Source organism: Nitrosospira sp. Nsp14 (assembly GCF_900113575.1).
Taxonomy (GTDB): domain Bacteria; phylum Pseudomonadota; class Gammaproteobacteria; order Burkholderiales; family Nitrosomonadaceae; genus Nitrosospira.
In genome coordinates this window covers 21,586-44,139 of sequence record NZ_FOPV01000008.1, presented here as the reverse complement: position 1 = coordinate 44,139, position 22,554 = coordinate 21,586, and the positions used below count along the sequence as shown (strand labels likewise).

The 22,554-nt window shown below is 54.7% G+C and carries 15 protein-coding genes; 6 read left to right on the top strand and 9 right to left on the bottom strand.

All coding sequences use genetic code 11. From position 1 onward, the window contains the following. Positions 1-546: 546 nt before the first annotated feature. The 5 genes from BM022_RS16265 to dinB all read left to right on the top strand — a co-directional run bounded on the left by BM022_RS16265 (position 547) and on the right by dinB (position 8,237). Positions 547-1,758: a calcium-binding protein gene (locus BM022_RS16265; protein WP_091137944.1), complete on the top strand. Its 1,212-nt coding sequence runs from the start codon at positions 547-549 to the stop codon at positions 1,756-1,758. Positions 1,759-2,005: 247 nt separating this feature from the next. Next, a complete protein-coding gene (locus tag BM022_RS06750; RefSeq protein ID WP_091137942.1) occupies positions 2,006-3,463 on the top strand; it encodes a hypothetical protein in 1,458 nt (485 codons plus the stop codon). Positions 3,464-3,838: 375 nt separating this feature from the next. Then, positions 3,839-4,264, top strand: a complete 426-nt coding sequence (locus tag BM022_RS06745) for a winged helix-turn-helix transcriptional regulator (RefSeq protein WP_091137941.1) — start codon at positions 3,839-3,841, stop codon at positions 4,262-4,264. Between the two features lie 262 nt (positions 4,265-4,526). Further along, on the top strand, positions 4,527-7,028 hold the full coding sequence (locus BM022_RS06740) for an ABC transporter permease (protein WP_091137939.1): 2,502 nt from the start codon (positions 4,527-4,529) through the stop codon (positions 7,026-7,028). Positions 7,029-7,064: 36 nt separating this feature from the next. After that, complete coding sequence (dinB, locus tag BM022_RS06735; RefSeq protein WP_091137938.1) at positions 7,065-8,237, top strand: DNA polymerase IV; 1,173 nt, start codon at positions 7,065-7,067, stop codon at positions 8,235-8,237. A 109-nt stretch (positions 8,238-8,346) separates the two neighbouring features. Here dinB and BM022_RS06730 read toward each other — a convergent pair whose 3' ends face one another. The 8 genes from BM022_RS06730 to BM022_RS06695 form a co-directional block, all read right to left on the bottom strand. Beyond that, positions 8,347-8,661: a hypothetical protein gene (locus BM022_RS06730; protein ID WP_091137936.1), complete on the bottom strand. Its 315-nt coding sequence runs from the start codon at positions 8,659-8,661 to the stop codon at positions 8,347-8,349. Between the two features lie 165 nt (positions 8,662-8,826). Next, positions 8,827-10,479: an MFS transporter gene (locus tag BM022_RS06725; RefSeq protein ID WP_091137935.1), complete on the bottom strand. Its 1,653-nt coding sequence runs from the start codon at positions 10,477-10,479 to the stop codon at positions 8,827-8,829. Between the two features lie 146 nt (positions 10,480-10,625). Further along, entirely contained in the window at positions 10,626-11,666 is a 1,041-nt protein-coding gene (locus BM022_RS06720; RefSeq protein WP_091137934.1) for a phytoene/squalene synthase family protein, read from the bottom strand. 407 nt (positions 11,667-12,073) lie between these two features. Continuing rightward, positions 12,074-13,333: a PQQ-dependent sugar dehydrogenase gene (locus tag BM022_RS06715; RefSeq protein WP_091137933.1), complete on the bottom strand. Its 1,260-nt coding sequence runs from the start codon at positions 13,331-13,333 to the stop codon at positions 12,074-12,076. 378 nt (positions 13,334-13,711) lie between these two features. Then, positions 13,712-16,120, bottom strand: a complete 2,409-nt coding sequence (locus BM022_RS06710; protein ID WP_091137931.1) for a penicillin acylase family protein — start codon at positions 16,118-16,120, stop codon at positions 13,712-13,714. Positions 16,121-16,226: 106 nt separating this feature from the next. After that, positions 16,227-16,715, bottom strand: coding sequence for a DUF1499 domain-containing protein (locus BM022_RS06705; protein ID WP_091137930.1), 489 nt, complete (start codon positions 16,713-16,715; stop codon positions 16,227-16,229). A gap of 171 nt (positions 16,716-16,886) precedes the next feature. Further along, positions 16,887-17,195 (bottom strand): c-type cytochrome, encoded by a 309-nt coding sequence (locus tag BM022_RS06700; RefSeq protein WP_091137929.1) that lies wholly within the window; start codon positions 17,193-17,195, stop codon positions 16,887-16,889. Between the two features lie 374 nt (positions 17,196-17,569). Next, a complete protein-coding gene (locus BM022_RS06695; protein ID WP_091137928.1) occupies positions 17,570-18,070 on the bottom strand; it encodes a carotenoid biosynthesis protein in 501 nt (166 codons plus the stop codon). A gap of 277 nt (positions 18,071-18,347) precedes the next feature. Here BM022_RS06695 and BM022_RS06690 point away from each other — a divergent pair, with 277 nt between their 5' ends. Further along, entirely contained in the window at positions 18,348-21,431 is a 3,084-nt protein-coding gene (locus BM022_RS06690) for a transglycosylase domain-containing protein (RefSeq protein ID WP_091137926.1), read from the top strand. A gap of 556 nt (positions 21,432-21,987) precedes the next feature. Here the strand turns inward: BM022_RS06690 and BM022_RS06685 are convergent. After that, the gene (locus BM022_RS06685) at positions 21,988-22,191 is read right to left on the bottom strand and encodes a DUF2905 domain-containing protein (RefSeq protein ID WP_091137924.1); all 204 of its coding nucleotides are present in this window, start codon (positions 22,189-22,191) and stop codon (positions 21,988-21,990) included. Positions 22,192-22,554 lie beyond the last annotated feature (363 nt).

The window sequence follows — 22,554 nt, the reverse complement described above, 5'->3', positions numbered from 1 at the left end:
CCATGCGAGTCTCAGCAGTTCGACCAAAGGGCGCTCACATTGACATGCCATTCGGCTGGCAAAAGCAGCTTCTTTAAATCCTAACTCAATTCCCTTTGTCGTTTTTTAACGACAAAGGGCGACTCCCTCCCCCGCGACGCCACCCCCCCAGAATAGGCAACTAGTCATTCCTGGTGTCGCTCTGCGGCGACACTCAAGGTTTTATTTTAATTTCAACGGCTTGGTGCCAAACGGTCTCTTGCTCAACAGCTTTGTTGTCGTGCTTGCTGACGACGGCGATATCCAGCTGGGGCCATCGGGTAACGAATGCCTAAAAATAACCTTAAGTAAATATAACGACATAGGGCAATTGGCATGGTAACTGCTAACCCACTAACACGCAGCGTGCAAAGGAAAACGGAATGTTTCTAGGTTGATCGAGAGGGAGCAATCTAATTCCGAACAATAAATACTAGTGTGCCTGCGATTAGGTTCTAGCCGAACCTAATATTCGCTAACAGTTACTAACCACATCTTTATTTAAACTCACTCTCAGGAGAGATTCATATGACTATTACTTTAGATGCCGGAGCAGTGCTCGGTCGCAAGAACGACGATCATAAGGACGATCATAAGGACGAATACAAGAAAGACGACAAGAACGCCAAGAAGGAAGAACATAAAGACGATAAGAAGGACAACAAACACGACGACAAGGACAACAAGCACGACGACAAGAAGGACGACAAGCACGCCAAGAAGGACGATGACGACAAGAAGAAGGATGATCATCGGAAAGACGACGACGACAAGAAGCACGACGACAAGAAGGACGACAAGCACGCCAAGAAGGACGATGACGACAAGAAGAAGGATGATCATCGGAAAGACGACGACGACAAGAAGCACGACGACAAGAAGGACGACAAGCACGCCAAGAAGGACGATGACGACAAGAAGAAGGATGATCATCGGAAAGACGACGACGACAAGAAGCACGACGACAAGAAGGACGACAAGCACGCCAAGAAGGACGATGACCACAAGAAGGACGATGACCACAAGAAGGACGACGACGACAAGAAGCACGACAAGCACGCCAAGAAGGACGATGACCACAAGAAGGACGACGACCACAAGAAGGACGACGACGACAAGAAGGATCATTACAAGGACCAGAACGGGAAGGATTATGGCGAACGGGAAGACCATGACAGCTATGCCGATCACAACCAGAGTCACTATGGCAAGTACATAGTTGGCACCAAAGGCAACGACACGCTCATTGGTGGCAAGGGCAACGACTATCTCGACGGCCGCAAGGGTAACGACAAGCTCTTCGGCAACGATGGGGACGACACGCTTTATGGCGGCAAGGGCGACGATTTGCTGGTAGGCGGCCGTGGTAACGACAAGATCGACGGCGGCAAAGGCGAGGACGCTATCGTGTTCAGCGGTGTATCCAAATGGTCCAACGGCTTCGACAAGATCCTTGGCTTCGAATCGGGCGAGGACACGCTCGTATTCAGCCTCAGAGACGTCAACGAAGCCATCAAGGGTTACAAGAACGATCTAGAAAAGGGCGAGCTTGATGACGACAATTTTGCCAGCAACAAGTGGGGCAAAGCCGAGGACAAAGACGATTACTTCGTCTACAACGAAACAACAGGCGTGCTGTCGTTCGATGCCAACGGAAGCAAGGGCTACCACGATTCCACTCCCCTCGCGCAATTGGTAGGAGCTCCTGAGCTCGATGCGGGCGATATTTTCCTGGCCTAATACTCAGGCTTGGATGTCCATCTGAACCGTACTCATACTATTGGGTAGGGAGTATCAAAGGGTGATATAGCCACTAAAATGCCCCGCGGAGTAATCCGCGGGCATTTTTTTGCCACGATAACAGAGGGTCCCGATCCGTCCCTACATCGGCCAACGTCATGCTGCAGCTGGCATTCCGCTCATCTATCTGCCGAATCCGGAATCCACTTTTAGAACAACGTAAAAACAACTCCGAGGAAAACCAAAGATGCATAATAAGAATTTTGTCAAACCGGCGCTTGGGCTCGTTCTGTTTGCAGTGCTCGCAATGCCCGCATTTGCGGATAGTAATAGTAATCAGGGGAACTTGCGGAACATGCTCAAATCAGTCAATAGCCACGGAATAGACGCGAGCTTTAATACTGCAGGTGCAATCGATCTTGATAATGCATTTTTCAAAAGTCTGGGGAGCAACGGCCGTACTTGCAGTACGTGCCATGAGCCTTCCGAGGGATGGACGATTACGCCAAAAGGGGTACAAGCACGCTTTGAGAAGAGTCAGGGCCAGCACCCGCTCTTTCGCTTGAATGATGGCGCCAATTCTCCTAATGCAAGCGTATCCACCGTCGAGGAGCGGCGCACCGCCTACAGCATGTTGCTGCGCAAGGCGAACTTGCGCGTTGGGATAGGCGTACCCGCTGGTGCGGAATTTAAACTGATTGAAGTGGATGACCCCTACGGTCATGCAAGCGCAACCGAGTTGTCATTGTTTCGTCGTCCATTGCCTTCAACCAACCTGAAATTTCTAAGCAGCGTGATGTGGGACGGACGCGAGACAACACTCATGCCGGGTTCCGGTTATTGTATTTTCGGGACTTCGACTTGCTATGCTTCAGTGTCATTTGATCTGGCGACCCAGGCAAATAACGCAACCAGGGGTCATGCTGAAGCATTGGAAACGCTTACGGCGGAGCAGCGCAACGAGATCATGACATTTGAATCCGGCTTGTTTACGGCCCAGATTCACAGCACGGAGGCCGGTAACCTGATAACGCATGGGGGTCGTGGCGGTCCCATGCAGCTCAGTAAACAGGGCTATTACTTTGGTATCAATGATACCGTCGCCGGGGATTATCGTACTCGTGCGAGTTTTAATCCCAAGGTGATGTCGCTCTATGATGCGTGGAATCGTTTCAACTCCGCCGTGTCGAGCCAGGCGGATGAGTTGGAGAACTCAGCCGGGAGCGACAGCGCCCGGGGGGCAGTCGCGCGGGGTCAAGCTCTGTTCAATTCCAAGCCTATCCGGATCTCAAATGTGAAAGGCTTGAATGATGAACTGAACATGAGCACCATAGCGGGTACATGCACCACCTGTCATAACACCCCCAATTCCGGCAATCACTCAGTGCCCATGGCGTTGGATATTGGCATTTCCGATGAGGCACGTCGTACACCGGATATGCCTTTGTATACCCTTCAGAACAACATGACGGGCGAAACCATTAAAACCACTGATCCCGGCCGCGCCTTGATTACTGGTAAATGGAAAGATGTCGGGCGTTTCAAGGGGCCGGTTCTTCGCTCTGTCGCATCCAGACCACCTTATTTTCATGATGGCTCCGCCCCCGATCTTAATGCTGTGGTTGATTTCTATAACGATCGCTTTGGGATAGGGCTAACAGAGCTTGAGAAGGCGGACTTGGTCGCCTTTTTGGCGGCCTTGTAACGTCTAGAGCCCACAGCTGACGAGAGAACGCGCTCGTACCCGGGCTGGTCTGCCGATATTCCTCAGAAAGATTTCTTATCCCAAGGGGGGCGAACAGCGCGTGAATCGCGCTCATTTGGAGGCCGAAAATCTCTTCGGGTCTATGCCGCACGATATCGCAATCATGAACTCGGGGCCTGATTAGCGGTAGACAAAAGCCGCCGCGAACGGTTGCCCAGGGGTGGGGTGGGCTTCTTTAGGCTGGTTTGCTTGGGTTGCGCTTGCGATAAAGAGGGGACTTCCGCTTAATTCCGTCTGTTGCAAAATACAAGTCATCAAATTACATTATAATTCCTGGCAGGAGGCGTTTTTGCGTTTTTCCAGTAGGAGCCAAGCATGCTTAGCAAGCCCCAAACATCAGTCACGCAAGCCACCACGGGCGCTCAAACGTCGCGTGAAGAAAGGTTGGTGCGCTCTGTTTGTCCCATTAGTAATGGTCTGGATATTTTTGGTGACAAGTGGACGCTGCTGATCATCCGCGACTTGATGCTGGGCAAATGCCGTTACCAGGATTTGTTATCCTCGCCGGAACGTGTTGCTTCAAACATACTTGCGGATCGACTAAAGAAAATGGAAGGCGAGGGACTGGTGATCCGGCGGGCTTACCAACAGAAGCCTGTTCGCTACGAATATTTTCTTACGGAGAAGGGCAAGGACCTCGCGCCGGTACTGGACGCCGTTGTTCAATGGGGTAAAAGGCACTATCCCGGGACAATGATGTTTTCCAAGTTTGAGCGGCAGGAACAGGGGAGGCGTTCCTGAGTCAGAGCGCAAAAAGGCTTTTGGGTAGAGCGGAACGCGCTGCAATTCCATGTTCCCCCGCAGTTAAATCTTTCATCGAGATGGCAGCATTACGGCTACCCGAAGCAGGCGGTCGGGGTTAATGGGGCAAGTCTTCACAAGTGCGCGGTTTTCGCGTGCGCGCATTGAAGAGGTCAAGAGATATCGGCCCGGTTAAGCTGAATTCATTCCAGACTGGTATCGCGTATTCCCAGCGTCATCATTAATACGGCGATCCGAACACATGAACCTGTTAAAACTATCGTTACGCATGCTCCGCCGCGATTGGCGTGCAGGGGAATTGAGGGTGCTGGCATTTGCACTGGTCATTGCCGTCGGTGGCATGACCACGGTCGGTTTTTTTGCTGATCGAGTGCAGCTGGCCCTTTCTCGCCAAGGCAATCAGTTGCTGGGCGCAGACCTGATTATTTTCTCAGACCATCCGCTTCCGCCGCATTATGCCGCCGAGGCGAAACGGCGCGGGTTGAGCATTTCGACTGCGCTTAAGTTTCCAAGCATGGTCGCCAAGGGCGACAATAGTCTCCTGACCGAGATCAAGGCGGTGACTGACGGGTACCCGCTGCGGGGCGATCTTCATATTACTGAGCATTTTGGCGGCGCCTCGGTCCAAACCGCCGGGGCGGCGAACGCGATTCCGTCAACCGGTGCGGCATGGGTGGATGAGAAGCTCATGGTGCGCCTCGAGTTGAAACGGGGAGACAAGATTGAAGTGGGCGCGGCGAGCCTCACAGTTGCCGCGCTGATAACGCAGGAGCCCGATTATTCCATTGGCTTCATCAACCTTCGTCCAAGGCTCCTGATAAACGCCGCCGATCTGCCCGCGACCGGACTGGTGCAGCAGGGCAGCCGGATTGGCTATCGTCTGCTGGTTGCCGGCGACTCGGGTGTCGTGGAAAGATTCCGCAGCTGGGCACAATCCCGTCTGACGCTAGGAGAGCGCATTGAAGGCATACGCGACGCGCGCCCGGAAATCAAAGCGGCATTGGAGCGGGCGGAAAAATTTCTGAGTCTGGCTGCCCTTGCGAGCGTTGTATTGGCGGCAGCTGCGGCAGCGCTTGCTGTGCGCCGTTTCACGCAACGCCATCTGGACGGTTGTGCCGTTATGCGGTGTCTGGGCGCGAGTCAGTCGGCGATGTTGCGGCTGTACCTTTACCATTTCCTTACGCTGGGATTAATCGCGAGCGGGTTGGGCTGCCTGCTCGGCTTCGTCGCCCAGCAGGTGCTGGCATTCTGGCTTTCAGGATGGGTGGAAGCGGAACTGCCATGGCCCAGTGTTTGGCCAGCCATACACGGTCTGCTGAGCGGTATGGTGCTATTGCTTGGTTTTGCGCTTCCGCCCTTGCTCAATTTGCGCAGCGTGCCCGCGTTGCGGGTCCTGCGCCGGGATATTGGCTTGCCCAACGGCTATAGCGTAACGGGTTATGTGCTGGGACTGGCTGCATTATCTGCGCTCTTTCTGTGGAAAGCGGGTGATATGCGTTTAGGTGCGTCGGTCATCGGGGGCTTCATTGCAGCGATAGCAGTTTTTGGATTGATCGGGTTCCTATTCGTTAACGCGCTTACCCACATGCGCGGCCGCACCGGCGGACCGTGGCGCTATGGCCTGGCAAGCATCAGGCGCCGAGCCACGGCCAGCGTGGTACAGGCAGTTGCGTTGGGATTGGGGCTGATGGCGCTACTCGCGTTGACGCTCATTCGGGATGATCTTCTGCAAAACTGGCGCACCAGCATCCCGCCGGACGCACCCAACCATTTCCTGGTCAATATCCAACAGGACCAGCTCCAGCCACTGGCGGAATTTTTCGAGCGTCACAAAATGGCGCAGCCGCCCGTTTTCCCGATGGTGCGCGGGCGGCTGACGGCGATCAACGACAAATCCATCGCGTCTCAGGATTTCGTGGATATTCGTGCAAAACGGTTGGTGGAGCGCGAATTCAATTTGTCATGGGCGGATGAAATGCAGAGTGACAACCAGATCGTCAAAGGCCGGTGGTGGAAAGAAGGGGATAGGGGGAAACCGGTGCTGTCAATGGAGGAGGATATCGCAAAAACGGTTGGAATCAAGATAGGCGACGTCCTGACTTACGACGTTGCTGGCAGTACGTTCTCTGCCGAAGTCATCAGCTTGCGTAAGGTGAATTGGGACTCGTTTCGTGTCAACTTTTTCGTCGTAACGCCATCCGGCGTGTTGGAAAACTACCCCGCGAGCTACATTACCAGTTTCCATCTCCCGCCGGGACAGCTGGATCTGTCCAATCAGTTGATCAAAGCCTTTCCCAATCTTCTCGTCATCGACGTGGCGTCCATTATCAGCCAGGTCCAGAAGATGATCGAGCAGGTTACCCAAGCCGTGGAATTCGTATTTCTGTTCACTTTGCTTGCAGGGGTGGCCGTGCTGTATGCGGCGATTGTTTCCACTCAGGACGAGCGCATTCACGAAGCGGCGATATTTCGCACCTTGGGGGCCAAGCGCACGCAGCTCGCGCGCACCTGGGCAGCCGAGTTCGCCATACTGGGCGGCTTGGCGGGGCTTTTCGCCGCGGCGGGCGCCACAGCCCTCGGCTATGTTGTCGGCGAATATGCCTTGAACCTTCCTTACACCTTCAATCCCTGGATATGGGTGACTGGTTTTGCTGGCGGGGTGGCGGGTGTGACAATCGCGGGCCTGATGGGGACGCGGTCAGCGCTTTCAACCCCACCGTTGCTGACATTGCGCAACATTTGACCAGTATTTACAGACTCGTCCCGCTTTTCTGCCGCCATGGATTCGAAGTCGCCCCGGCGCGTTGCTCACCTCGATATGGACGCGTTTTACGCGTCGGTCGAGTTGCTTCGCTATCCCGAGTTACGCGGGCAGCCGGTCGTGGTTGGAGGGCGGAGCGACAAACAGCCGATGCCTCTGGAAGATGGTACGTCCGGTTTTTCGCGGCTGAGAAGTTACGCCGGGCGGGGAGTCGTGACGACGGCAACCTACGAAGCCCGCGTATTCGGAATTTCATCAGGCATGGGACTGATGAAGGCTGCGCGATTGGCTCCGGATGCAATTCTGCTTCCAGCCGATTTCGGCGCTTACCGTTATTATTCTCAACTGTTTAAAACGGCTGTCGCGCGTATTTCACCCCTGATCGAAGATCATGGCATCGATGAAATTTACATCGATCTGAGCAGTTTAACGGAGGATTCCAACACGCTTGCACAGCGTATCAAGCAGGCGGTAGGGGAGAGCACGGGACTTTCCTGTTCTATCGGCATCGCCCCTAACAAATTGCTCGCCAAAATCTGCTCGGATCTTAATAAGCCCAATGGCCTCACCGTCCTCGGCTTTTCGGATATTCCTGACCGAATCTGGGCTTTACCTGTCAGCAAAATTAACGGCATCGGCCCCAAGGCAAACCAGAAGCTCGCTACGCTGGGCATCACGACAATTTCCGAATTGGCGCTGGCCGACCCCGGTTTCCTTCAGGCTCAGTTCGGGCGCAGCTATGGCGGCTGGTTGCATGAGGTCGCACACGGGATCGACGAGCGGCCGGTAATTATCAATGCCGAGCCCAAGTCGATCAGTCGCGAGACAACATTCGAGCGCGACCTTCACGCGCGTTATGATCGCCACATCTTGTCGGAGGTTTTCACCTCACTTTGCGCTGGTGTTGCGCAAGACCTTCAAGGCAAAGGTTACGTCAGTCGAACCATCAGCATCAAGTTGCGCTATGAGGACTTCCAAACGGTAACCAGGGATATTACGTTGCCTTTACCTACAGCAGATGCGGCCGCCATTCGGCGCGCGGCTGCGAAGTGCCTGCGGCGCGTGCCGCTAAAGCGGAGGCTGCGACTCCTGGGTGTCCGCGCCAGCTCATTGTCTTCGGGCTGGGTTGCGGAAAGTAAGCGCATCCCGCAGCAGGAAGAGCTTCCGTTAGCTATACGGACCGTCGATTAGTTTTCGCGCCGTTTGCTTCTGGATGATTTAGCGAGGGTGCGAGCGTCCGGGCCCACCCAAGTGATGACGGGATCCGATCTTTCAACTGGCGATACTTGCCCGCGCAGGGCTAAGCCACAGGTGGCTGTTTATTTCTTCGCAGCCAACGGAAGAAGAAGACGTAAATAAAGGCTGGGATAAACGGAAGAATCCAGGGGAACATCTGTGAAAACCAGGCGGCATAAAAACTGTCCATGTAGCGGGCCTTGGCCGAAACGCATGCATCGGCACCGGGAATACGGCAGGTAAGCTCGATCTCCAGCGAAACTTGGGCATGGGCGCGCCATAGCCAGTATGACATCGAGGCCGCAAAAACAATCAGCAGCAGCGCAAACAGGGTTACGCGGCCTTCTTGCCGCGGTAGGGGTTGCGATAGGGGTTGCATCGTTTGGGTCGGCCCCGTAATTGTGGACAGGCAAATTCCGGTGGGCTGAAGCCAGGAAACCGCGTGTACTGAAATAATCGTTTTACTTTTTCCAGCCGCTGGCTTCGGGCGAATGATGTCCCCCGGTTGAAATGTTGTCAAGCGTAATGGGCCCACTGGGCGGGTTCAGGCGTTGCGGAAGCGGGTGTGTCTCAGGATCAGGATGGCTAGCAGCGGCAGCGCAAACCCGATTATGGTCACCAAAATCAGCAACAAGCCGAGCTCGCTGTAATCCGCGGGAACAGTGATCTGACCTGTTTCCGGGTCCTTCACTTCCCGGGTCACGATGAAGATTTGATTCATGTACTTGGTTGCAAGCTGCGACGCAGACAAAGCAAGGTTGGTGAAGGAGGCCATTACCGCGAAAAAAGTGGCTTTTAGACGGTCTGGTGCCGAGTTGGCGATCCAGGCCAGCATGGGAATCATCGCGATCTGCCCCAGAGGGGATTCCAGCGCGGTATCGATCACGGCAATAAATCTCGCATCCACCACGCCGCCGGTCAGTGCAGCGGTCCATTCATGCAGACCGAAATACATCCCAATGGTTGGTAGCGATAACAGTGTCCCCACCACGGTTAAAAAACCGACGATGTATGCAATCGAGCGTTCGGCCATAAAGCGACGGAAAACAAACATTCCGAAAAGCGTCAGAACCGCGCCAATCAGCGATAAGGCCGCAAGGAACTCCTGATCGAAACCGAGGCTGTCAATCATCCACCATGTTGAGCCGGCACCCGGTCCCGGTATGGCGCGGAACACGAAAATAAGAACGGCGGTGCCCACCAGCACGTTGCGCGCTTCGGGTTCCAGTTCCCCCGTCAATCGCCACATCAGGAATAATACGATGCTCATGGAAACAGCGAAGATAATTTCCTCTCCCCCGGCAACACGGCTGAGCCCGATGCTCAGTGATACCGCAGTGAAGGCCAGCCCCCCACCCAGAATCCACCAGTTTACCGGCGGCGGAACGATGTCTGCGCCGAGTAGTACCGCACTTTCTGCACGGCTGTGACCTTGCGCCATTAGCCTCCCAAGGTCACGCCGCCGTAACCAGGCAGCAAATATAACCCCGCATACCGAAACAAGCGGAATGATCAAGGCGAGTTCGTAGACATATAAATAGGCAGCCGCTTTCTCCAACTCGGGTAGTTCGCCGACGCCGCGCAAGACGAAAACGTTAACGATGGAAACCAGGATGCCGCCGGTGATGATGGCAACGCGGCCCAGGGTCTGCATGGTGACGTGCATGGACTTCCGGTATTCAAGCAACAGCGGATGGCCATGCTCATCCACGCGCGGCACCGCTTCCACCGTCATCGCATCGGCCACCACATCCTGAAGCACGTAGCCCACCGGGGCGAGCATGGAGGCGGTGACGTACCACGCTTCCACGGTCGCAACCGCCCGCATGGCCTCCAGATGCCCAAGAAGTCCGATCATGATCAGCAGGCTCAGCGTGATCAGACCCGCGCCCATATACACGAGCAGGCTCTTCCAGCGCCACATCAGGTCAACCAGATGGCCGAGCGGCATCTTCAGCGCCCATGGCAGCATCATCCAGAACCCGAGCGCGGCCAGAAACTCGGCGGAAAGGCCCAGCCGCTCCTTGACGTAAAACGTGCCGACGATGCTTGTGAGACCTGATATGCCAGCCGCGGCATAGACCATCAAAGGGGGCAGATACGACAAACGCATCTCCCGTCCAAGGGCGAGAATATTGGCGTCGAGCCAGCGGCCCACTGCCGAAACAAATCCGGTGGTGGGTGTTACGGTTGACATGAGGTCGGGTGTTGCATTGCCGTTTTACCGGTAGGGAGAGTGTCAGGCAGGTTTTGTGACATTGCCAGGAGTGACTTCTACTTCACTTAATCGCTTGTGTATGGCGTTTGCTCGCAATAATAGCGGATCCTGGATCCGGCTGCTGCTCAGCCAATCTGATCCCTGACATGGTTCCAGTAAGAGGTCGCGACAAACGCATTGGCACAGGTTAAAGTTGTTATCGCCATCACACGATATACGACGTTGCGGGGAACCTTGACATTGACCGCCGGATTCAATAAATCCTCGGCCATGGCGACGCGTTTCAAGGTCTCTCCGGCCAATATTATGGGCCAAATGCAAGCCAAGCGTTGGCGGATCTCTGAAACCGGGATCGACATGGTATACACCCAGCCTTCGTCGAGGTGTTCCGCGGCGCAAGTGATGAGCTGACCCAGAACCGGCCTGAATCTGGGCAGATTAGCCTCGATCAGTAAATCCGCTGGTTTCAACCCTGCTTCCGTTAGCAGCGATTCCGGCACATAACATCGCCCATTTCGCAGATCCCGGGCGATATCCTTGACGATATTGGTAAGTTGCAGTCCTTTGCCGAACCTGACGCCGATGGCGGACATCTCATCGACATCCCACCGCTCCATTCCCGGCCGGTGCGCGCAGACCATTCTGGTCCAGAATTCGCCAACACATCCCGCAACATAGTAAGTGTATTGGTCCAACTCATCCAGTGTGGAAAAAGCAGCGAGCTGTCCGCTCGATTCGGCGTGAAAGTGGGTCAAATCCATCTCCATGCCCTGCGGCAGCACTGCCATCAACCACTGAATGCGCTGGCGGTCGTCGCTGGAGAATCTTTCATACACTTTGAAACAATCTTCCAGCCGTTGCAGCAGAATGCTTTCCCCCGAATCCTTCTGATGAGGAACGAGAGCCGCTTGAATCTCTTGCACAGCCTGCCAGTCAATCGCGTCCGTTGTAAATTGATTCCGGAACTGGTCCAGGTATTTCAGGCGCTGGCCCCGGTCGATCAGGTCCGTGTCGGCAATGGTATCGGCCGCACGCGCAAATAGGTATGACAAGCCCATCTGATCGCGCACGCCATCCGGCAGCACATTGAGCGTGAGATAAAACGAACGGGAAACCTGCTTCAGTATGCCGTGCAGGAGTTCATGTGAGGCGGGGTGCGTACTCAAGGTTAGGAATTCCAAAGCGACCGGTTCATCAATGCAGTGGCGAACAATACAGGTTGCCGAAGCTGAAGGTCAAGAGCCGGCAGCGGCAATAGCGAGTACGGGATGGGCAACAGAGGCCGCGGGTAACGGGCGTGATTTTAGGGGCGCTTCGACGAGGCTATCGTTCCAATACGATGTGATGATCTAACGGATTGAAATATCCCCGAATTCTATGGCTTGTCCCCGGAGGGTATGGCCATGGGGTAGACAGGCAGCTGCGTCATCCTGATGCCGTCCAGGCTTAACGTGAGTATAGACGAGTATCTTGACACCCGCGCCGTGACGGGCAAACCTGGGCTGTCACGGCGGGGAACACTTTGCCCTCAGCGTAATGAGGCGGGAAGCTGTGGAAACTACAACTGCATTCCCTACGCCGCTGGATACCCTCGACGCCGCGCCCATACTGAGATCAGGGCCATGCCCGCCAGCATCATGGCCCAGGCCCCCGGTTCGGGTATGGCGGTGATCATTCCTACTTTTCCGCCATCGAAGCTCACCAGATAGATATTGCCGAATCCATCTTCGCCAAATGACGTAATCGAATTTGGCGATCCCGAAATACCGGTGGGGGACGTGAGTTCTGCAGTGCGATCGATAACTTCAGTGACGCCACCGCCATCGGTAAAACGGAACGAGGTGATCTTACCCGTGGCAAAGTCAGCAAAGAAATACGTGCCCTGCAGTTCGTCTATTGCTGCGCCACGATATACGTAGCCGCCGACGACGCTTGCTCTTTCGCCATTATGGTCATATTCAAAGATAGGCGGGGTGTGATTTGCGAGGGCAGGGTCATTCGGGAAATTTAGGTCTGTTCCCTCGAACTTGCGCCAACCATAGTTTGCACCGGCCGAGCCGATATTGATTTCCTCGCGCTGATTCTGTCCAACATCCGCGATATAAAAAGTGCCGGTCTCCCGGTCGAAGCTGTCACGATAGGGGTTACGTAACCCATATGCGTAGATTTCCGGGTTGCCGCCTGTAACGTTGCCGGTCGGGATACCATAGCCATAGCGAGTGGGGTCGGCAGGAAGATGATCAGCCGATACATCCACCCGTAAAATTTTGCCGAGATTGTCATTGAGATTTTGTGCGCGATTCTGAGGATCATTAGCAGACCCTCCGTCCCCGGTTCCGATATAAAGATTGGCATTTTCTCCCGGACGAAAACCGATCCATCCGGCCTTGTGATTGCCGAACTCAGGCTGCGCGACGGTCAAAACGGTCTGTGCGGTAGAAGGGTCGGCGATGTTGGGCTGCGATGCACTTGCCTGATAAGTGGCGACCACGGTATTGAGGGTGGTCTTGTCAATGTAATCTACATAAAAGCGCCGGTTGGTCGCGAAGCCGGGGTCGAACGCCAAGCCTAGGAGGCCGCGCTCACTTGTCGGGCTAGCTTCTACTGAGGCGGACAAATCAAGGAACGGTGTCGGCAGCACTGTTCCATTTTGCAGAACCTTGATCACTCCGCCTCTCTCTACTACAAATAAGCGCGGATCTCCGTTGGGCGCGGTCGCGAACACGGGCGCCTCAAAGCCGCTGGCGACGATCTGAGTCGTCAGCGGCGGAACCGCGGCGAATGCAAGATTGGCAGTACCGCCGACGAATAAGGCAAGCAGTGTTTTTTTCATGACAGACCCCTTGTTCGAATTTTGTGAGTAACGTCGTTTCTACGATATTAAGGGTAGCGCGCCCTTGTTGCCTGAATCGCGCTGTTAGGCTATTGGACAGGGACGGTACAGGTCAACGCCGCCCGCGCCCCCAAGGACTGACGGCTTGGTTATACTGCGAAAATAAACAGAGCTCTGTTCGGTGGCGCACATAGACGTAGTGGCTTACGGGCTAGTTGATAGCTCAATGCAGCAGTGCTCTTTATCCTCAGGTAAGAAGATGGCTATTCTATGGGTAAGGCAAGCGTTTACGGCCCAGGTTTCGTGAGATGGGCACAACAGCGCGCAACTGGCGTGATTCACCGAGTATCGAAGAGCCGGGAGGAGGCGTTACCAAGATCACTGCGCTTTTGCTATGGGCCTCAGATACAGTATCTGCTCAGGCGGGCCTGGGAGAAACGGGGTCTTTTCGCCATTAACCCAGCTTGCGTGGCCACTGCCGTAATAGGGGGAGAGGGGATGGCCGCTCTGACCGCCGGGCATTTCAAAATAGCCGTCCTCTTCACGGCCCGGTGACACCGCGAAGCGGTTGGAAGCGCCGAAGTCGGCCGATTGCACCCTTGGCATCTTGCTGTCCCCAGGCAACTCAACCTTTGGCATATCCAGCCAGTTAGCGATCGGCGGGGGTAGCGCTTGGCTGATGGGGTGGCGGATGTTTGCCGTATTGTGTTCTCCCCAATGCCGCGCAGCGATGCCACCCGGCTGCTGTTGCATACGCCGCGCCACATTTTTGGCGGATGCGCCGAGCAACGCTTCCCAGTCAGTATAGAGTGACGGTAACAGGTGGGGTGGACGGCGCTCGATCAACATCCAGACGGGATGTTCAGCTTGGTTCAAGATCGGCATCGCAAAGGAGGGATCGCGCTGCCGCACCGCTGCTTCAAAGCCCTCGAGCGCGCGCTGGATCACTTCCTGCCGGAAGGCGCGCACGAGCCGGTATGAAACAGAAGCCGTCGAGGCGCGTCCATCCCAGTCGCGCAGCCCGTGCTGCATCTTGGTGCGCCAAGGCGCTGCTTCAGCGCGGTTCAGGGTCTGGTCCAGAAGTTCTCGCCATCGGTTCAGGAATAGCGCGCGATCATCAAGCTGAATTTCCAGCATGGCAGCCGGTGTAAAACGCTCATGTTCGTACAAACTGTCGCGAATCTGCCTTGCTCGCGCCCCGAGATCATAACCGCCGTCGCCGAGGCGGTCGAGCATAAGGCCATCAACGGCGCGGGCGTTGGCGCTCCACAAGCGCTGCGTGGAAGAATCCAGGATGAGAGGGTATTGCGCTGGCATGAGCCAGCCCTGCCATCCTGTGTCGGGACGGCTCCAGTCAGCGGGCAGTGTTGCGTCGTATACGCCTGCCCGCGCGGGAATGCGGCCTGCAATGGTCCAGGCAATCTTGCCTTGGCGGTCGCCAACGATGAAATTTTGTGCCGGAATGCCGGCGCGCTGTGCGATCTCAACCGCCTCAGCCACGGTTTCGGCGAGCTCCAGGTTAGTAAGCTCCATGTTCACCGCGCCTGCCCGGTGCGCTGTCCAGGCTTGCGCAAGGGGCGTTCCGTCGTGGTCGGTCGATAGAATCGGTCCCCACTCGGTCTCGTAAACATCGAGCGTTTCATCCGGTGCGCCGTGGACATGCAAAACCTCGTTGTAAACAGTGACCGTTTTCCATCCAGTTGGGCTGCGGTAGCGCAAGGGGTCCTCCGGATGAAGCAGGACGCGAACCCAATCGATGGAATCACCGTAAGCGTTGGTAAAGCTCCAGGTAATCTTGCGGTTGGAGCCCACAGTGATCGCGGGTGTGCCAGGAAGGCTGACACCGGTGATGTCATTCATCAGTCCCGGCCCGCGCGCATCCGGGTACATCACGCGGGTGCGAAACCAGATGTTGGGTACCCTCAACTTGAGATGCATGTCATTTGCAATGAGCGCAGCACCGTCGGTGAGTTGGCCCGCTACGGCAAAACTATTACTACCCGGAAGCTGATCAACGGACTCATCAAGGGGTGGGCCGTTTTTTGGTGACATGACTCCGGGATCGAGTTTGCGAAGGTCGAGTTGGCTCGCAGGCGGGGGCTGGGGCCAATCAAGCGCCTCTCCGATGAGCGGTGCATCCCATTCGCCGCCGCTGGCGGTCAGGAAACGGTAGGCGCTTTCAGGCAGTGCTGCGCGCATGGTAGAGAAGGCGATTTCGCGCGAGTCGTTGACGTCGTTCAAGGTAAAGTACATCGACTTGACGACCAGAATGCTGTCTTCGCTGCGCCATGCGGCGGGTCGGGTGCGCGTCAGGAGATACGGAAAGGGGCGCGTGGCGAGCGCATCCAGACCATGATTCACGCCGTCGCGATAGATGTCCACCAGTTTTCGCTGTTCAGCCGGCAACTGTTCCAATGCCGCAACCGCCCGCGAGCGCATGCGATGTTTCCGCGTTTCCCGGTCCGCCGGCAGGGCAACTGACCCGAACAGCTCGGCGAGTTCGCCAGCTGCCCGGCGTCGCATCAGATCCATCTCGAAGAACCGCTCCTGTGCATGGACATAGCCCAGCGCCCAGATCATTTCGTGGCGATCTTGGGCTCGTATGGTTACGCTGCCCAGACTGTCTCGTTCGACAATTACCGGCTTCGCCAGGCTGTTCACACTCACGGTACCACTGTATTTTGGCAGGCTGCCATGCAATAGCAGCCAGACAGAGCCGGCCGCCAATAGCGCCAATATAAAAAATGCAAGCAGTAGCCGGGATATCAGGCGGAGCACAACAGTCATATCGGATGAGCGGAGATCGAGGCGGAATCACCTCGCCGGTCTATACGGGACCACGATAGTGGAATACAAATGTCATCCCACGGCGAGGCTTTCACGGAGGAGTCGGTCAGGGGTTTAGCAGTTCTTGCCGAATGAATTCAATACGTTTGCGGTTTACGCCGAGATCCGAACTTCCCAAGCGGGAGGCAGAACGCATGTGAATGACCCCTGCAACCGGATCAAACCAGAACTCGGCATCATCAACGTATTTCATTAAGCGGGTGGTAAACTGCACATACAGGTAACCGGGTTCCCTCGCTACTATTTTTGCGCCTTCCATGCCGTCCACAATGCTGGCTATCCGATTCAACGTAGCGTCGGGGCCGCCGCTAACGGGGAATGGGGCGATGTCGGCGTAATCGCGCTGTGGGTGATCAGGATAGAGTGATGCCTGGCTGGACACGCTGTTAGGTGTTTTCGACGGGGGTTTGAGCTTTCCGTCATGCACACCCAGATCAGTAGGCGGAGTGCCTTTTAGCAATCCAAGCTGGCCGGCTAGCAATCCGGCAATAATCACGAGGGCGATGATAATCACCGCCCACTTGACTATCACCACGCCGGGATATGCCGCACGGATACGTGATGGAGAATGAGGCCGGCTCGCATCTTGGTTGAGGTGGTCATACTGATTGATCCGTCAGTCGCTAACGAAGGCAGGGACGTGGACGGTGTGCACGACCGCAGCCGCTTAGCACATTTCGTTCCGGCCACCGTTATTTATGTTGAACTACTTGGTTTTGCTATTCGCCAGTATGAATTCCGCGAGACGTTGTGCTGGTTCACCCTTTATGTTCGGAAAGGCGGGCATTCCCATGCTGCCTTTTTGAATTTTTCCGATGATCGCATCCTTATTAGCCATTGCAGTATTCAACGTCATCACGCTGCCGGCGGCTTCAGGTTTGTGGCATTTGGTGCAGTTTGCATAAAATATGTCTTCTCCGCTTGCGCTCTCCGCGGGCGTATAGTTATCCGTCTTCGAGCAGCCGACTAATCCCGCGGATGCTGCAGCGATTAACAATAAGGTGATTTGCTTCATTTTATGCTCTGCTCCAATTTTTTTACAAAATAAACCAAGTTTCCCAGGGCAGCATTATATCGTCCTAACCGATGGTTGAGATACTTGTATATTGAGTAACTTTCGACTGGACGGCGAAGCAGTTTTTCTCGCTCAGCTTTTTGCCGGCAGGTATCCAAAAAGTCAAAGCGCAAGCAGAACCGTGATGGGAAGATAGATGAATACGCCCGTGGTTCCCAGAAGACCTTCTCCTATACAGAAGGTTATCGAGAGATTGAAGATCAATACTCCATAATAAAGCCCGCAGCCGAGAAGCACCCGCCGAGTTATGTGTGGAATCGCAGCTTCGGTTTGACCAAGCCTGCGATCCAAGGGAAGGTAAGCGGAGAGCGAAATCAGGCCAACGATATCAGGCCAACGATAGCCCACCCGATGTAATTTGCTATGGGAACGCCAAAAAGGGTGCCCGGTTCCGGGTAGTAATATATGCGGCCCAGGAACCACCGTTCTCCCTGGAGCGCGACCGGGTCAATGATGATGTCGATGAATGTAAAAAAAAGTATTGTAAGCAGCATCACCGGCCAGCCCGTTCTTGTGACGAGAGGAAAATCCATCTTGATCATTTGGACGCCAAAATCGGATTTCCGACATACAAGGCGGGCCCAGGATAAAAGCCAGCGCCATGCAATAGCTAGCATAGAGAGGAAAGGAAACGAGAGCGAATCCATGAAGGACACGTCGGCAATATACAATTCCTGCCCCTCCGTTGAACCGGTATAGTAATACCAGCCGAAGGGGATATCGGTGCGAATGGAGGAGAACTCGCACAAATGCCACGGCAAAGGTAATCGCCAGGAAGAAGACTGCGCCGCGGCCAGTCGATCAGCTTCCGTCATTCCGGTGGATCAAAAATTCTGCATAAACAATAAACCCGCCTAGAAAACAGCAGATCGGTGTCGTCGTTTACGTATTGTTACCGAGTTGCATTTCATGCATTAGCTTGAAAAACGTCGGCAAATTACCGTAAATCACGGGAGAGGGCATTTTCTGTCTCGCGCGTCAAGTCGGAGAAGGGACAATTTAGAAACGTTGTTAAACATTGCCCTTACGATATGTTTATCTACAATAATGAGCATTTGAACCGATCATAATAATGATGATCTCAATTTCACCGTGAGGCGTGTACTCAAGCTTTTCGCTTTTGCGGTTCTAATCCTGCTTCTGGTTGCATTTTCTATTGCAGCGTTCCTTCTCTACCGTGAAGTGGAAACTTCGGCGTATCAGGCACGCCGTCTAACCGAGCTGCTCCAGGACGTGCGCTGGGAAATGAAACCCGGGCAAAGCAAGGAGCTGCGTCTGTCCCAGGCCGGGCCGTACGATATCCGTTTGGGGTATAACCGCTTGACGCAACTGCTCGAAAATTTGACCAAGCATGGCTTCCAAATACAGGCTCAAGCGCGAGTCTCGCCGCGTATGAAAGAATTGGTTGAACAAGGCCTGTTTATCCCTTACGTGGAAAAATCCCAAGCAGGGCTGGAAATTAGCGCCGGCAACGGGGAGCGACTGTATCGGTCCATCTTCCCGTCACGCGTCTACGAACATTTTGAATCGATCCCGTCTGTGGTGACTGACAGTCTCCTTTTTATCGAAAACCGGGATCTGCTTGATTTGGCTCATCCAAAAAAAAACCCGGCTGTCGACTGGATTCGGTTGGGGAAGGCGGTGCTGGACAAATCGATCCAATTCTTTCAAGCAGAACATGACGTACCCGGCGGAAGCACGCTAGCTACACAAATTGAAAAATACCGTCATTCTCCCAGCGGGATGACGATGAACGCAACGGATAAGCTTCAGCAGATGGCGTCCGCCTCGGTGCGTGCCTACTTGGGTGGGGAGAATACGCTACCGGTTCGCAAGCGAATCGTGGTCGATTATCTGAACACAGTCCCGCTTGCGGCCGCGCCCGGTTTCGGAGAAACGAACGGGCTTGGAGATGCGCTTTGGGCGTGGTATGGCCTGGACTTCGATGAAACCAACCACATCCTTAATTCTCGTTTCGTGCAAGGCGACGCGCTTGTCGAGACGGCGTTTCGTTATAAACATGTGCTGAGTCTGATGATTGCGCAGCGCAGGCCTTCCTATTATCTGCTTACCGGCCGGGAGGAGCTCGCTGAGCTTACCAATAGTTATCTTCGGGTACTGGCTCAGGCTGGTGTGATAGAGCCCGGCCTCACTAATGTTGCGCTCAAGCTACCTTTGCGTTTTCGTGATACAGCAATGCTGGACGAAGCGAGGAGTTTCTCGGCGCAAAAGGCAGTGAACGCCGTTCGCGTACGTATAGCGTCCCAGCTGGGGTTACGGCGGCTCTATGATCTGGACCGGATGGACCTTTCGGTTCAAAGCACACTCGACGCGGATCTCCAAAAGAAGACTACCGATCTCCTGCGCAATCTCAACGACAGCGAGTATGCGCGGGCTGCGGGACTCTATGGCCACCGCATGCTGACGACAGAAGATCCTGGAAAAATAATTTATAGCTTCACTCTGTCGGAACTAACGCCGCAAGGGGCGAAGTTCCGCATCATGGCGGACAATTTCGAGCAGCCGTTGGATATCAACCAGGGTACAAAGCTCGATCTGGGTTCAACGGCCAAGTTGCGGACACTGGTGACCTACCTTGAAATAATCGAAACGCTGCATGGCAAATATGCCAGCCTGGAGCCGAAAATGCTCCGCAAACAGGAACCTGATCCAAGCGATACCCTTAGCCGCTGGGCGGTCGGCTACCTGCTGCAAGCAACCGACAAGAGTTTGGCTGCAATGCTCGACGCCGCACTGGACCGCAAGTATTCAGCCAACCCCGAGGAACGTTTTTTCACCGGCGGTGGGTTGCACGTTTTTCATAATTTCAAGCGTCAGGATGACCACCAGGTTTGGAGCGTACGTGAGGCGACGCTTGATTCGGTCAATCTGGTCTACATCCGGTTGATGCGGGACATTGTGCGTCATTACATGTTCCAAGTGACGGGTTCTTCGGCCAAAATCCTCCGCGACGTCCGTGACGGTGCCCGGGCGGAATACCTGAGGCGGTTCGCGGATAAGGAGGGCAGGGAATTCATCCATCGGTTTTATCAAAAATACAGGGGGAAAACAGCAAGCGCCGGTGGCGTCAGCGCGGTATTCTTTTCCAGCTTTCGGCATACGCCGCGGCGGTTGGCAGCCGCGTACCGATACGTTTACCCTGAGGCTACGTTCTCGCAGTTCCAGGCGTTCATGGTTCCATATCTGCCAGCTTTAAAGGGCATGACACCGACGAAGCTGCAGGACCTGTACGAAGGATATGCGCCCGGCAAATACTCGCTCGCCGATCAGGGTTACATCGTAACAGTCCATCCGCTGGAATTATGGCTGGTTCGCTACCTGATATCGAAGCCGCAGGCTCAGTACAAGGATGTGATCGAAGCCAGCGGAGACGAACGAGTGGCGGTTTACCAATGGCTATTCAAGACGATACACAAGAATTCCCAGGACATCCGAATCCGCGGCCTGTTGGAGCTTGAAGCCTTTTTGGAGATTCATCGCAGTTGGAAACGGCTGGGCTACCCGTTTGACTCGCTTGTACCCTCACTAGCGACAGCCATAGGTAGTTCGGCTGATCATCCCGCCGCGCTGGCGGAACTGATGGGCATCATCCTCAACAATGGGGTTCGAGTCCCTAACGTGCTAATCGAACGCATGCGGTTCGCGGCGGACACACCATTTGAAACCATCGTGGAAAGGGGACCCGTTCAAGGTGAGCGAATGTTTTCCCCTGAGCTGGCCGCCGCCTTGCGAGGCGTGCTGGCGGACGTTGTGGAGACGGGTACAGCTTCCAGGCTGGCACGGGCAATTGTAGAAGAGGATGGGGCTGAAGTGCTGATCGGTGGAAAAACAGGGACCGGAGATCATCGCCACATTACCTTTTCATCGCCTGGCGTCATTAGGGAATCCCGGGCTGTCAACCGCTCGGCCACTTTTGTTTTCTTCCTTGGCGATCGCTTCTTTGGAACGATGACCGCATTTGTCCCAGGTGCGGACGCCGCCAACTACACGTTTACTTCGGCGTTGTCTACGCAGGTCATGAAGCATCTTTTGCCGACCTTGAAACCTCTGATAGATACGGCTGAGCCTCTGCCGGAACAAGGCTCGCTCGTGCGTGCATCCAGAAAGAGCGTACCAAAAGAAAACAGGGAAAAAAGAGAGGTGAATTCGAGCTGACGGGATGGCGTTAGAATAGGTAAGTATCGACCTGTCTTCAAGACAGCAGAAGTTACCTCTTCAAGATCGCAATTCGGCTGACGAATGGAGACAATATCGACGCGGAGTCGCGGCGTTCAGGCTGTGCCGATCGGGGCCATCCGAACGTGACGTTTCGCGCGCAATCCTTAGTCATCGCTATTGATCCATTGAAAAAAAATGATAATGCCCAGGATCAGCCCGAGACCCAAAACAGCCTTAACGAATTCTTTGGCAAACCAGAACACCATCGATTCATATAGATCCACGTTTCATCCTCTTTAGCCAAGTAGCTCCATAAGTCCTGCAAGTCCCCAGGCTCTTGAAAATATGTACAGGGGCCGTGAAGCCCAAGGAAAAATCAAGCCCGGCGGTTCGGGCTGTTTGATGCGGCGCGGGACCTCGCTGGGCGTCAGCGTGACGCACGTATTTGCACTATTCCTGGCGCAGTTTCGATTTTAACAGGTCATTTGCCAATCGACCTGCTGCCATTCAAAACTGGGCTCCCCCAGGTCTTGTTCGGTTCCCCCGCATTAATTTACTTGCGGAACCACCACCATAGCAGTAACGATAGGACCAGGGATACCAACAGACTGGTGGTCAACGGAAAATAGAAGCTGAAATTTTCCCGCTCCACGCTTATATCGCCGGGAAGCCGGCCAAAGGGCAATTTTGATAGCCAGGGCCACGCCAGGCCTGCCACCAACAGCAGTATGCCGAGCAGGATAAGTATACGTTGCATAAAAATTTCCTGATGCCCAGTTCTGGTGGGAACAACCGGAAAACCCGGAGATTAGCGTAGGCGGTTTTTTTCCAAAGATCAATCGCACCCTGATATTCTACTTTCACAACCGGTATTTCTGTCAGAGCTGGCTCCTCCCGTATTTTTCCGTTCGCAGCTTTTTCTTCGTCTAACCGCGCCTAAGACCGAGTGGATTCCCACATCTTTCATCAGTGCAGGACCTTCCTACGTGGGGTAGCACACGGAGACGCAACGGAAAGTCTTATAGGGTTGATTTTCAACTCGTCAATGACCCGCTACCTTTACACGTGCATGCCGACTGCCCGAAGTCATAACGATGGGGTCATGTGAAAGTAGAGGGCT

Bases quoted from the DNA above. Each gene is read 5' to 3' on its own strand.
- BM022_RS06725 (WP_091137935.1), bottom strand. From the start codon at position 10,479: ATGTCAACCGTAACACCCACCACCGGATTTGTTTCGGCAGTGGGCCGC.
- BM022_RS16265 (WP_091137944.1), top strand. From the start codon at position 547: ATGACTATTACTTTAGATGCCGGAGCAGTGCTCGGTCGCAAGAACGAC.
- BM022_RS06730 (WP_091137936.1), bottom strand. From the start codon at position 8,661: ATGCAACCCCTATCGCAACCCCTACCGCGGCAAGAAGGCCGCGTAACC.
- BM022_RS06710 (WP_091137931.1), bottom strand. From the start codon at position 16,120: ATGACTGTTGTGCTCCGCCTGATATCCCGGCTACTGCTTGCATTTTTT.
- BM022_RS06685 (WP_091137924.1), bottom strand. From the start codon at position 22,191: ATGCAACGTATACTTATCCTGCTCGGCATACTGCTGTTGGTGGCAGGC.
- BM022_RS06715 (WP_091137933.1), bottom strand. From the start codon at position 13,333: ATGAAAAAAACACTGCTTGCCTTATTCGTCGGCGGTACTGCCAATCTT.
- BM022_RS06745 (WP_091137941.1), top strand. From the start codon at position 3,839: ATGCTTAGCAAGCCCCAAACATCAGTCACGCAAGCCACCACGGGCGCT.
- BM022_RS06740 (WP_091137939.1), top strand. From the start codon at position 4,527: ATGAACCTGTTAAAACTATCGTTACGCATGCTCCGCCGCGATTGGCGT.
- dinB (WP_091137938.1), top strand. From the start codon at position 7,065: ATGGATTCGAAGTCGCCCCGGCGCGTTGCTCACCTCGATATGGACGCG.
- BM022_RS06700 (WP_091137929.1), bottom strand. From the start codon at position 17,195: ATGAAGCAAATCACCTTATTGTTAATCGCTGCAGCATCCGCGGGATTA.
- BM022_RS06750 (WP_091137942.1), top strand. From the start codon at position 2,006: ATGCATAATAAGAATTTTGTCAAACCGGCGCTTGGGCTCGTTCTGTTT.
- BM022_RS06695 (WP_091137928.1), bottom strand. From the start codon at position 18,070: ATGACGGAAGCTGATCGACTGGCCGCGGCGCAGTCTTCTTCCTGGCGA.